The organism is Mesorhizobium sp. M1D.F.Ca.ET.043.01.1.1 (assembly GCF_003952385.1).
GTDB lineage: Bacteria > Pseudomonadota > Alphaproteobacteria > Rhizobiales > Rhizobiaceae > Mesorhizobium.
Map to the genome: position 1 here is coordinate 5,727,370 of NZ_CP034444.1, position 13,275 is coordinate 5,740,644.

General features: G+C 60.8%; 8 protein-coding genes. All 8 read right to left on the bottom strand.

Annotation, left to right across the window (positions count from 1 at the left end; translation table 11 throughout):
• Positions 1–508: 508 nt before the first annotated feature.
• The 8 genes from EJ067_RS27525 to EJ067_RS27560 all read right to left on the bottom strand — a co-directional run bounded on the left by EJ067_RS27525 (position 509) and on the right by EJ067_RS27560 (position 12,958).
• Positions 509–2,527, bottom strand: coding sequence for a cadherin domain-containing protein (locus tag EJ067_RS27525; protein WP_126088300.1), 2,019 nt, complete (start codon positions 2,525–2,527; stop codon positions 509–511).
• 159 nt (positions 2,528–2,686) lie between these two features.
• Positions 2,687–4,192, bottom strand: a complete 1,506-nt coding sequence (locus EJ067_RS27530) for a lipopolysaccharide biosynthesis protein (RefSeq protein ID WP_245468072.1) — start codon at positions 4,190–4,192, stop codon at positions 2,687–2,689.
• Positions 4,193–4,264: 72 nt separating this feature from the next.
• A complete protein-coding gene (locus tag EJ067_RS27535; RefSeq protein WP_126088301.1) occupies positions 4,265–5,212 on the bottom strand; it encodes a sulfotransferase in 948 nt (315 codons plus the stop codon).
• A 162-nt stretch (positions 5,213–5,374) separates the two neighbouring features.
• A complete protein-coding gene (locus EJ067_RS27540) occupies positions 5,375–6,742 on the bottom strand; it encodes a polysaccharide biosynthesis/export family protein (protein ID WP_245468073.1) in 1,368 nt (455 codons plus the stop codon).
• Positions 6,743–6,881: 139 nt separating this feature from the next.
• Positions 6,882–8,099, bottom strand: coding sequence for a glycosyltransferase (locus EJ067_RS27545; protein ID WP_126088302.1), 1,218 nt, complete (start codon positions 8,097–8,099; stop codon positions 6,882–6,884).
• 170 nt (positions 8,100–8,269) lie between these two features.
• Entirely contained in the window at positions 8,270–10,012 is a 1,743-nt protein-coding gene (locus EJ067_RS27550; RefSeq protein WP_245468074.1) for a hypothetical protein, read from the bottom strand.
• A 271-nt stretch (positions 10,013–10,283) separates the two neighbouring features.
• The gene (locus tag EJ067_RS27555) at positions 10,284–10,847 is read right to left on the bottom strand and encodes a transcription termination/antitermination NusG family protein (RefSeq protein ID WP_126088303.1); all 564 of its coding nucleotides are present in this window, start codon (positions 10,845–10,847) and stop codon (positions 10,284–10,286) included.
• A gap of 20 nt (positions 10,848–10,867) precedes the next feature.
• Complete coding sequence (locus EJ067_RS27560) at positions 10,868–12,958, bottom strand: polysaccharide biosynthesis tyrosine autokinase (RefSeq protein ID WP_126088304.1); 2,091 nt, start codon at positions 12,956–12,958, stop codon at positions 10,868–10,870.
• Positions 12,959–13,275 lie beyond the last annotated feature (317 nt).

Consider the following 13,275-nt stretch of genomic DNA (forward strand, 5'->3'; position numbering starts at 1 on the left):
AACTAGTACCCATGTATCGGGAAGCATAAAGTAAATTCCGTGAGATTTCGAAACGCCTATGGGGAGGTTTTTCCATGCCAACCGAAAGCACAAAACGCTCGGAACGGACGCAGGAAACTCTCGTCTCTGAGGCTCAGGCGCGCCGGGACTTTCTCAAGAAGGCGGGGCGTTTTGCGGCGGTGACTCCACCGGCCATAACGCTTCTGCTCGGCACGAGCTTGAACTCCAGGGCGATCGCCAAATCGGGAGGAACACGCCCGGGCAATGGCTGGGGGACACGAACCACATCCACATTGGCCCTCCCGGCCAGACGTAAGCTTGATCCTCAGGGTCGCTGAAAGCAGCGTTTTGAGGACATAAGGTTCTAGTCCTTCACTTTGACAGCCCGGACCGCCCGCCGAGGACGGTCCGGGCATTTGTTTGTCGGCGGCGGGGCAGCCTGGCGCGCCTGGATGGACGCGCCGAACGAGGCCTTCCTTCGGCCGGGCAAAATCGCTCCCTGTCAGGTTCAGGCGATCAGCCAATCGTTCAAATGGAATTCATAGATTTTGCCGTCGTTCTCGGTCGGGTGCGAGTCATTGTCCACGCCGCGATCAACGACATAGAGGCTCATATCATGGCTCGGGTCGTCGCTGCTTGGCGCCAGCGCCAATCCCGCCGGCTTTTTCGCGTGTGCGGCCGAGATGTCGAGCGTGCCCAGCAGGTCCCCGGTCGGCGTCACCATTGCCACGGAGTTGCGTGACACGATGACATAAAGCAGATCGTGGACCGGATCATACGCAAGGCCCCCGTCGGACGGGGTTCCGAGCGATTGTACGGAAAAACTCGTCACGACATCATCGCCGCCCGTGCTTGGCACGCCGTCGAATTTGCCGTTCTGGCCCGGAGCGATGGTGTAAATCCTATGGGTTGAGCCATCCTCGAGATAGAGCACTCCGCGGTTTGTGTCGTAGGCAAGACTCTCCGAATCCGAACTGCCGAACGCGGCGGTCTTGAACGAGGTCACCTTGTCGTCGGACGTATTGTAAAGCCCGTCCGGTCCGGGATCGAGCTCGTAGACGCTCTTCGTGCCGGTGTCGTCCGAGAAGAAGAGATGATGGTTCGTCGGATTGTAAGCGACCCCGGCCGGCTCATCGGAGAAATTGATGGTGGTGAGGGTACCCGCCAGGGTGCCGTTCAGATTCATCTGGTAGAGATTCTTGCCGGTGAAAATGGACATCTCGTCGACTTCGCTGTCTGCAACAAGCAGCGTGCCGAGATGAGAGATATAGACGATATCCGTGGGATCGGGGCTCGGCGGCGACCACTGCGAGGTCAGGATGGTATGAGCCAAGGTCACGGATGTCGGCAGCTGGCCGCTGCCACCGGTGACGTCAACCGTGAAGGTGTGCGTGGCGATACTGCCATCTGACGATTTGGCTGTGACGTGGAGATTGATTGACGGCTCGTTTTGGGCATCGAGCGTGCCGGTGCTCGATCGCGTGATGACGCCGGTGCTGGAATTGACAGCAAATCGCGGGTCATCGATGGTGGTGTAGGTCACCGTCGAGCCGGCATCGGGATCCGAGGCCGAAGCGGTGATGCCGACGGCAGTGCCGGCGGCGGCGTTCTGGGAGATTTGGTTGGCCGCGGTGTTGGCATCCGGCGGCGTGTTGAACGCGACCGGTTCCGGGCTGTCGAGGACAGCGAGGGTGAAAATCTTGGTAGCGGTGCTGCCGTCCGACGAGGTTGCCTTCACCGTCAGGTTGATCGACGGCTGGGTCTCGAAGTCGAGGGTGCCGACGGACGATCGCGTGATGACGCCGGTGCTGGAATCGATGGCAAAGCGCGCATCGTTGATGATGCTGTAGCTGACGGTCGATCCATCGGGATCCGAAGCCGAGGCGGTGATTCGGGTCGGGTTACCGGCCGCGGCGAGCTCGGCGATCTGATTGGTGGTGGGATCGGCATCGGCAGGCGTGTTGAAGGCCACGGGATTTCCGGACCCGGGCAGGATATATTCGATGTGCAGCAGCGGCGCGCCGGCCGGATTGTATTCGTAGGAATCGGCCGTGCGCGTGCCGGTGCCGGTGATCAGGAACGCCATGTCGTTGAGCGCGGCCCAGCCCGAGCGGTCGACGATCTCCTGGACGATCGCCGAGAGGTCGGGCGTGCGCTCGGCCAAGCCTTGCTCGCCTATCGTTGTCCACGGGTCCGGCGTCCAGGCCGTCGACGCGGTCGTCCTGGGGAGCGAGGACACGTTGAAGGCAGCGGTGGTGAAAGGACTGGCATCGTCGGTGTCGTCGCCCTGGATCAGCAGCGAGGCCGCGTCGATCTTCACCTCGTTGGCCTGGAACTGGATGTAGGCGCTGGTGATGATGGCGCCTTGCGGGATGTCGATACCGGTGAAGCGGATGCCGACCGTCTGGCGGGTGCTGCTGTCATAGCCCAGCTCCAGGTCGTTGATGTTGGTTCCGATCGTACCGGAGCCCTTCTCCTCGACATCGTCGCCTGCTGTCGCCACTCTCGTTTCGAATAGTTCAGCCATGACAGGTCTCCCTTCCGCATTTCCCTCGATTGATAACGGAACCCCTATGCGCCCGACCGGGCATCACCGCCGATCCCCTGATCGAGCACGGCAGTGATGACGTTGCGCGTGAAGAACATGAAATCCATGGCCGGACGACCGGGCGAGTTGCATCCTTGGTCAGTCTGTTGCCTGCTTCATCCTTGGCCACGTAGGCACCACTGCCGCGAGCAAGCGCAGCAGCGACAGACCTTCCCGCCCAAGGAACAGCGACGGCAGGAGCCAGCACAGCAGAAGTCCCCCGGCAGACGTCAGCAATGCCGTATCGATGAGCAGTGGAAGAGGAGAGAGCTGGAAGGCGCGCAGCCATTCCACGAACGCCCAGGCGCCGCTTCCGACAACGCCTGTAAGCGCGAGGCCGGGTAAGTGCGCCAGGAAGAAATCCGCCCAAGTCATCCCGGTCACGCGGAGGCTCAACTGTCCCATGAGGAAGAAGTTGGCACCGAATGCCAGGCCGACACCGAACGCCACCCCTTCCACGCCCCAGCGTTGCCCCACGAAGGCTCCGACGAAGACACCGACGGTGAAAACAGCTTGGCGCCAGGCTCGTGCGTACACCGTTCCGGTTGCCCGCGAGACGGAGTCGCTAAGCTTGTAGCTCGTGCGGAACAGCATGCTGAACGCCAGGATCTGGAGCGGGGCGACTACACCTTCCCATCCCCGTCCGAGGATGACCCGAACCAATTCGGGCGCGACGATCGCCACCACCACGCTGGCCGGCAGGACGAGCAGGGCGCAACCGGCAACCGCGCTGCGGTAGGCGCGAGCAAGTCGCACGGGCTCTTCCTGGACCAGCGCCATGGTCGGGAACAGCACGCGATCGAGGACCTGGCCGACGATGACCGCCGGAGTTGTCATCAACTGCGACGACAAGCCGTAGACGCCGAGCGCATCGGCGCCCAGGTAGCGGCCGACGACAAGCCTGTCCACCTGAGTGGCGAGGTAGTTGCATACCCGGGCAATAGTGAAGCCGCTTCCGAAATAGAGCAGTTCGAAAATCGCGCTCCGCTCGAGCAACGGCCGCATCGGGTGCCGCTGGCCGGAGACCAGCACGATCGAGCGGAACAACTGCTGGACCAGGAGCGCTGCGACAAGCGCCCAGATGCCGAAGCCGAGCCAAGCCAGCACCGGACCGACGATCACATAACCGATCGCGAAAGCGACCGCGTCGACGACAGCGAGCCAACGGAACCGCAATGCACGCTGGGCCGAGGCCAACGCCACCATGGAGGCTCCCTGGAAAAGAAAGATGAAGCAGACCGCGCGCACGATCGGTGTGAGATCGGCGAGGCGAAGAAGGCTGGCAATTGCGGGTGCCATCGCCCATACCAGAGCAGACACGGTAAGACCGAGGAGGAGCGACAAGGTATACCCGACACGAAGGTGCCGTTCCTCGAGCACCGGCCGCTGCACGATCGCAGGCGTAATGCCAAGCCCCTGGAAAATGGCCGAAAACTTGATGACGATCAGCGCCGCAGAGTAAAGGCCGAACTCATTTGGCGAGAGCAGCCGGGCCAGCAGGAGGAGAGCGAAAAGCTCAGCAACCGCCAACGCGCCCATGGACAGGCCCGTCCAGAACATGCCCACGACACTGCGTTTCGCCAGTCCGCGTCGGATGTCGCCCACGCCAATCTCCGCTTGCTTTGTTTGCTTAGTCGACCGACCAAAAGCGGCAGCCAATGCATTTTCCCATACCGCTCAGCGGGGGGACCGAATATCCGGATGGCCGTGCTGAAACGCCAATGGAGCCCGCGTCGACGGCGAGCCATGTTCAACGAGAAGGGAAGGGATCTCGTAGCGGTAGAACGCCATCTCATCCCGGACCTCCGGGATGATGGCTGCCAATTCGCCAGGATCCAGGCGGAGCCACTTCTGCTGGCGGTCGGGATCGATCATCTCCTTCGCCGTGCGAGCGATCTCGTCGCTGCATTTCAGGCCGCAATGCTCGAAGATACGCCGCAGGACCTGCTCGGGATCCTGGACCAGATCTTCATAGCGAAACGACAGCACGCGGCCGTCGCCCAGCCTGGCGAGATCTTCCCGTGCCTTTCGATTGCCGCGCGCCCACTGGCGCGCGATGACTGTCAGCTTTTCCTGCTCCTTCAAATCCTGATCTATTCCCCTGTAGCGAGGGCCGTAGATCGACGTGTATTTCCTGCCCAGGATCCTTTTCGTCACTATCTGTTTTGCAAGGTCTCTCGCATAATAATGAATTTGCGTGACGGGAGTCATTTTCAAGAGGCGTAAGAGACCCTTGAAGGACTTTGCCCGCTGCCATTTAAGCTCCATGGAGCTTATGTAGGAGAATGGATTCCTGGTGATATAAAGAAAAATGGCTTCCGGAAAGATCTCGTGGATAAACGGGACCCGCAGGACATTGGCCGGAGTGTTTTCCATGATCTGCCGACCGTCATGCCGCGACTGATATTCGAGAAACCGGCCGCGAATGTAACGAGCGACCTTCGCGGTGGCATCGAACTCGCCGAATTCGTCATGGCGCCGCGCCGGATCGGCATAAAGCCACACAGTCTTGGGTTCGTACCAGGTAACGATGTCGGGGTGCAGCCCGATCAGTTTCTGCGCAATGGTGGTGCCCGACCGGTAGTTGCCAATCAGAAAAATCGGAGGTTTCAGTTCTGTTGCCATCTTGATAGGCCTCCCTCGCCACGGGTGAGAAGACTGCATCGACCCGCACGACAAGCTGCGGCGTGCAGCTACCGGTCCCTGAACGCGCATCATCTGGTCCGTCAAAGGCGTCAGCGGGCCTGAAGCATGGTCCTGCTTGAGAATGCGAGCCATGTGCTCATGCTATTGGCCGACGATGCCGGGCTGGGTGGCCGGATCTTGCCCCGCGGGGGAGCCTATCGTTCCGGAGTCGGGAGCGTAGAAGCCCTTGTTGGCCACAACGGAAACCTCGATCACGTCGCCGGCTCTCACTTCCGTATTTTCATCAGCGACGATGTCGTGGGCTGCCTTCTGGTCGCGTCTGAAAATCGAAATCTTCACCGAGCCCTGCAGGTCATCAAAGGTTCTCTGTTCGCCATAGGTGAAGATGAAAAGAAGCTTGTCGGCAACGTATCTTATTTGACTTTGAATTTTTCCAAGCTCGACCTGCGTGTCCTGGGTCTGGGCGATCAAGTCCATTTCATGACTTTGGTGCTTCTTTCGCAGCTCGCTTTCCGCGTTCAGCATCGCCTGCTGCGCCTGTTGCTGCTGCAATTCCGTCTGAGCCAGTTCGGCCCGATAGCTGGTATGCGCCCTTTCCGCCGTCATGACATTCGAGTTCGTCACCAAACCCTTTTCACGCAGAGACCGGGCAGACTGCAGTTCTTCCAATTGAATGTTCGCGGTCTTTTCCCGTTCTTCACGGCTGGCGGCAACCATGGCTGCTTCCTTGTTCGCCCGATCAAGCGAAGCCTCGAGGTAGGAAATGTCGTCCCGGTACGCGGCCAGCCGCGCGTCCAACTGGGCTTGTTCGGACGCGATGATGTCGGCAATCAACTTTCCGCCGAACTCGACCGGCGGATCCGGCGGCGCAACGAAGGACTTATTTTGGCTTTCCGCCTCGAGCCGGGCGAGCCGAACCTTCAGGCGATATTCTTCGATCGCCAGATTGGCGCGTGTGCTTCGCAGATCGGCTATTTCCAGGGCCGGCTCCGTGTTTCCCACGGCAGTGGCGCGAAACCCGCCTGCTATGGCTAGCGCGTGGCGAACCGTTATTCCCGGTTGAAATGGGTACGATCCAGGGTGAGCCACCGTTCCGGAGATAAAGAACGGCCGGTACTGGCCGATCTCAACCTTCACGAATGGCTTGAGGATGAGCTTCTGCTGCTGAAATGCGTGTTGAATGGCCTGTGAGAGGGCAACGGTCGTGAGGCCGCGCGCTTGGATATCGCCCAACATTGGAAGCGATATCGAGCCCCGATCATCGACCACGACCTCCAGCGGATAGGATTCCTCGCCGATCACCGACACGCGCAGGATGTCACCGGTGTCGAAGGTATATCCATCCGCACGGGAGGCGCCCGCAGCAAGCAGGACAAAGGCAAGGGCGAGACCGCCGATTGTCGCGAGGATGCGGCCGACCGCGGGTTCGCATTTGGAAAACAGCCGTCGGCACCAGTCCTTCATTGGCAAGGGCCTGGAAGGAAATTGCTGGTCGGAACGCATACGCATCGTCGGTACTCCGGTTGTCCAGCCTGCCGCCATCGGGACCGATCGACATTCGTCGGCCGGCGCGTGACAGGCGGATATCTGTTCAGTTTAAGAGGTAAGCCTTGGAATTCCGCGCATCGTCGAAGGAGCTGGACGACGGTCAAAAACCGTGCAGCCCGAAGGTTTGCCCGGCGAGGCGGTCGCGAATTCGCGCCTTGTCCGGCCTTGGCGAAACGGCGGACTCCAGCACGGATTGATAAATCTGCTCGACACTCTCGCACATGGACTCCAGGCCCCAGGACGACAGGTCAGTGCGTTTCGCGCCATCGGCCAGCCGAGCGCGATGGTGCTGGTTCTCGAGGAGATCGGCGACGGCTGCCGCGGCGGCGCCCACATCCTGGGCCGGCGTCACAATTCCGTTCACGCCATGCTGGACAACCTCTTCCACGCCGGGCAAGTGCGAGACCACACTGGCTCGACCACCCGCCAGATACTGCATCATGACGCGAGGCAATCCTTCTCGCATCGACGTCAGCACGCACACGTCCGCCAGGCTGATCAGTCGTTCGGGCTCGCTGTGGTAGCCGATCATGCGAACGTTGTTCGCGTACCGGGATCGTTCAATCGCCGATTCAACGTCCGATCGCGCCGGTCCGTCGCCGGCAAGCAGCAGTCGCACGTCCGGAATTCGGTCGACGACCTGCCCGAATGCTTCAATGAACTCGACGTGGCGTTTTCTCGGCTCCAGCGCGGCCAGCATCAGGACCACCGGCGGCTTTGGCTCCCCGGCGGCCGTCCCCAGCAGCAGATGCGGCTCTTGCGGCCACCGCGCGCTCGCGAAGCGTGCCAGATCGAAGCCGGAGTGGACGACATGGTGCTGGTCGGGGCTGCCCAAATGATTGGCGATGCAAATGTCGCGCATAGCCTGGCTGACATCGATGAAAGCGCGCGTGAACCTCGCGGCCAGGCGTTCGGCGGCGAGGAACATCAGCCTCTGCCCGCTGCCCACATGCACGAAAGGCAGGATGTGCACGCCATGTACGATGCCAGGGACATCGGCTTCCCTGGCAGCCAGGCGGCCCACGATGCCGGCTTTGCTTTGATGCGTGTGCACGATGTCGGGCCGCCAATCACGCATAAGGCGGGTGAGTCGCCCGAAGGCAGAAATGTCGCGGGACGGCGAAATCGGGTTGATGAGTTTTTCCAGGGTCACCACTCGAAGGGCTCCGGTAAGGGATGCCCGTAGCTTCGGGTCGTATTCGGCGCCATGAACCAGGAGCACTTCGTGGCCATGCCGCGCCTGAGCGAGACAGCAGGCCAACGTATTCTCCTCGGAGCCGGCCCGAAGCAGTCTGGTGAGCACATGGACGATCTTCATTTGCTTGTACCTCAGGGACATGAAATCCGGGGGTGGCGCATTCGGGAGATCGAGCGCATCGAGCGGGAGCGTCCGAGCTCCTTCCGGAGCTTTTCGGGCGCAGGCCGGGATCGCGGGAAAACTGAACGTTCGGGGATGATGCGGGGCGGATCGACCGCCTGTTTTGCCTCTCAGAGAGACAGCCAGATATGCCTGAACAGTTCGCGGCCGACCGCGTCTATGCCGGCGCTTGCGTCAACGGTTCGGATTTCCTTGTCCTGCGCCCGCAGGTCCGCCATCAGCGACAGCCGCGCATCGAACGCTTCTTTCCTGAGGTCCCCGGGCTTTCGCTGTTCGGAGACGGCAAAATCTGAAACGAGGTGCAAAACGAGGTGTGGGCGGCGTTCCGCCATCTTCCGATAGAGTCGCTGCTCAAGCCGGGCGAGGGCGGACAAGCCTGGGACCGAGAACAGGCGAGCGGGGATGGTCGGTCCGTCCAGATATCCCCTGCAGAGCGCCTGCGGCCACCTGTCGCAAATGACAATCAGGCCGCGCGTCGCCCATCGATGTGCGCGGTTCACGACTATGTATCGCTCAAACGCGATCAGGACTGCCCATAGCGCCAATGCGGCAGCGACAACTCCTCCCTTCGACCAAGCTCGGCCGGAGGCATCTTTTCCATCGTTCTGGGCCAGGGACTTCAGGCGGCGCCTATAGGGAAAGACCACGCTCTGCAGCGCCTTGCGAAGCCACCATCCATTGCCGTCGCCGGTTCCCACATAGGCTTGCGCGCACCCGAACTTCCAGCCGAATGTCTGCCTCAGCCGGCCAGCCTGAGTGCTCTTGCCCATGCCATCGGGACCTATCAGGGCGACAACGAATCCACCAGCGGCGGGCCGTCGCTTTGGTGGAAGGCGCCCCGGCATCCAGCGCTGAAGGAGCCTCAGGGAGAGATAGCAGGCCTTGCGTGCCAGATGGACCGCGGCATCGGCGATTGCGAAGCGTCCCGTGTAACCGCACATTTCGCGGATCGACCGCCGGAGCGTGGCCAAGTCGCCGCGGTGGGCGGCCAAACCCTCGGCGCTCTGCCGGAACCTGCAGCGCACCGTTTCTTTGCCGCCAAACGTGCACTCCACGACCTGCAAACCTTGCTCGTCGCACGGCAACGGCAGTCGTGTAAAATGTTGCTTCCAACCATCGTCGACGGCAATCCATTGCTTCCACGGCAGGGCCCAGGCCCGGAACGCGAAACGGGCAATCGCTATTCGAAGCTCGTCTTCGGGGGAGACCACCGGAACCGACGAGCCGTCGATACAAATCGACTCCCAGCGCGTGATCGCCGCGTAGTCGAAGGCCGGATAGCGCTTGCGAAACTCCCGGCCGACCCGGGCTCCGATGTGCATGTCGAGATGGAGATACCGGCCACGCGAGAAATCAGGCACGAACCAGTCCTCTCTGCCGGCGCAGACATTGTCGTAGCAGGAGAGGCTCACGCCGCGCCGACCGTGCAATCGGCACACGATCGAGCAGAAGGCCGGGTAGTCATGCTTGTCCAAAAGGACATCGAGATCGTCCCAGCCGGCAAATCCGTCATGCAGGGACGCGAGATCCTGAATTATCCCGTACTTCAGGCCGGCTTCATTGAATGCCCGAAACAGTTCGCCGGCAATCGGCAGTGCCGTTTCGATCGGCCTGAAAGGAGCGTCTCCGTCGGTTTGATACGCTGCCGCATCCGATTGGCTGTCCAACGCGCCCGCGCCAAGCGTCTTGGCCGACGCTGAACCATTCGCTCCCGGCGCCGACGTTTGCGCCAGGATCTCTGCCTTGGCCTCTGGCGCCCAGCGGCGATACTGTTGCGGCTGCAGACGATCCGGAAGGTCTCCGGGCCCGGCCGGACGGAAGGCTGCCGATGTGGACTTGTGTGGGGTTTGCAAGGGATTTCCCGTGATTGATCGCCGGCGAGCGTCATTCGCTCGTCGCCGCCGCAAACGTCATGGAATTGGCGTGAGATCAGTCCAACCCCTCGGTGGGCCGATGTCTCTGAGATATTGCACGCTCAATCGTCTCAATGCCGGGCCGCAGGTTCTGACGTCGCCTTCGCAGGCTGCCGCACCGCGGGTGAATTGGTTGCCAACTCATCGCTCCCAGCCGAATGGTTTCGGCATCTTCCGGAATAAAAAGGTCAGTGAAACCCACCAAGTAATTTCAAGAAACTATGGACAATTTGTCCCTATCAATAGTGATAGGAATCGATCGGTTCATAATGTCGAGGAGAATTCTGACCGCGCCAGCGCTTCCGACATGATCAAGAATTCCAAGCTGGTCCGAAAACGGGCCATCTATGATTCTGATCTTCTGGCCCGGCCTCAATAGGATGTCCGGGTGCAAAATCCCGTCGTCGTCGGTTACCGATATCAATGACTCAACCACGCCGTAAGGCGCCGCTATCGGCATTCCCTTGCTCATGACCAGCCTTCGGACGCCGACCGTCGAGTTGATCGGGTACCAGCTCTGCTGATGCACAGCCAGTGAGACGAACAGATAGCAGTCGAAATACGCGCTTGAGACGGTCCTGACGCTGCGGGCGTGGCGGACGGTTCGCCTGCGTTTGGGCAGATAGGTGCGGAAGTTCTGTGACAGCAGGTGCCGCTCGGCCAGGCTCTCGGAATGCTGGTGCGTCTGGACCACGCACCAGCGCGCAGCTTCGCCGTCGTGACTTTTTCCCACCGTCTCCGGAAAGCGATTGTCGTATAGGTCAGGGCGCAGCATGGCGAAATACTGTCTCTTCTCTAGTTGAGGTAGTAACTGTCCGAGACGCTGCTTTCCAGCGACGTGTAACGGCCGTATCTCGGCAGTTTTGGTTCGTCCACCATCGTCAGGGCAATGCCGGCAAGCTTGGACCGATCGCCAAGGTGTCGAATTCCTTCGGCAACGGCCTCGCGCGAGGTTTCCCGCCACCTCACCACGAAGACGACCTTGTCGACATGCCTCGCCAGGATCGAGGCATCGGCCGCGGGCCCCACAGGCGGCGCGTCAATGATCACGGTGTCGAATTTTCCCCGAACCTCATCAAGCAGCGAGCGCATTCTGGCCGAAGCAAGAAGGGCAGGCGGGTTGCGGGTCCTTGCTCCCGCCGGCAACAGCGAGATCCCCGAGCGTTCGTCCAGGTGGATTGCGTTTGCGGCCTTCACCGGCAACGTCAGAAGATCGACCAAGCCGACCTTGTCGGCCATGCCGAAGAAGGCCGTGGTGGCCGAAAGGCGCAGGTCCGCATCGATGACCAGGACGCGTTCGCCGTCGGCAGCGGCCGAGCAGGCCAGGCTCAATACCAGAGTTGTCTTGCCTTCGCCGGGCATCGCCGATGTCACGAGCATCAGGCGCGGCGGACCGTCCAATTCCGGCGTTGCCTGGATGCCGAGGCGAAGCCGCCGCACCGCTTCGCTGTACCTGGACAGCGGTTTGCGCTCGAGATAGGCCACAGGCTGCGCCCGAACGTCCTTCGACCAACCCGACATCCTTGGCATCGATGCCAGAACCGGAACGGCCAATTCGTCCTCGATCTGCTTTTTGGCCATGAAGCCGGAGGCGAAAAGTTCACGCAGGACGGCTCCGGCCCCCCCGAAGAAGATGCCGAAGACCACGCCCAATGCCGCAAAAAGAGGCCTGTTCGGGAAGCTTGGCGAACCTGGAACACCGGCGTCGGTGATCACGCGGACGCCGCTGTTGAGGAGCGTGGATTTCTCCTCGGTAAGCTTGGCGCGTGAGAGGAACGTCTCAAAAAGTTCCTTGTTTGCCGCGGCGATCCTCTCCAGATCGCGCAGCTGGACGCCAACCTGACCTTCGACTTCCGATCGGTTGGACACCGAGTCCAGGGCGCGGGTCAGTGAAGCCTCGCGCGCTTCGGCCGCCTCGACTTCATTCTTCAGATTGCCGATGAGGCGCTGGACTTCGGCGGCGATCTGTCCCTCGATGTCGCGGCGTTCGGCCTGAGCCGACAGAACGTCGGGGTGACGTTCGCCATATTTCAATTGAAGGTCGGCTTCCCGCCGGGTCACTCCAGAGAGCTGAGCGCGAAGTGCATTGATCACCACGGACTGCAACACGTCCGGTATCGACTGGATGTCGCCTCCAGCAGCCTGCAACTTTTCAACCTGTTGATACTGCGCCCGTTTCGCCGATATCTCGGCGCGCGCGTTGATCAAGGCGACGTTCAACTCGGACAGTTGCTGGTCAGTCAAGCTGCCCGCTGGCGTCCCCAGCAGATTGTGATCGACCCGAAACTTCTGGACAGCTTGTTCCGAACGGCTGAGCTCCGCTCGCAGATACGCGGCTCTGTCGCTAAGCCATGTAGAGGCCTTTTGGACCCCTTCGTAACGAGACTTTAGTCGATCGGCGACGTAGGCCTGGGCAATCGCATTCGCGAGCGATGCTGCCTTTTGGGGATCGTATACGCTGACATCGATCTCGATGACATTTCCAAGCCCGACGCGCGAGACCCCCAAAGCGCTCTGGAGCCATATCAGTGCCGCCGGCCCGATCTTGGGATCCTGCGTCAGCCTCTCGCTGTCGACGACCTGCAGAAGAAGCGAGGCAGACCTCAAGACTGCCATCTGACTTTCAATAAATGTTGGATTGTCGGCAAAGTCGGAATTGGAATAATCTTGCGGAGTCATATAGTCGATCGGGGCATCGAGCAATATTTGTGAGACGCCTGTGTAAGACGGCGGGATAACATAGGCAGCGACGACAAATAGGCCGAAGGTGATTGCGGCAATTCCACACACCAGCTTCCATCGGCGGAGAAAGAAATCGAAGACCTCCCTGACATCGAGCGGCAGGAATTCCCGAATCATCATCGGATTGTCGGTTGGACTTGCCATTTCCTAGTCCTTACGATGGCAACGCAACTCCCACCCCCTCAGCGTCGGCTGAGCGGCCTTGACTTCGAAAAGGGTCCGGGCAGTTAGCTGTCAAGCGCGCTTAAACGCATGAAACGTAAGGCTTTAGTGCCCCCGCCGGCATGTCCAAATCGCTCTTTGCGCCCACTGACCGATCGCGTCACCGGTTAAGTCCAGAAACATATCAGCTTCGCGGACATCGCCGCCATTACCATTATTGAGTAGTAATTCGGCTAAAGGTCGATCTGGTCTACCCGGTATGCCTTTCAGAGCTTTAGGGCGTCGCCGGGACACCTTCC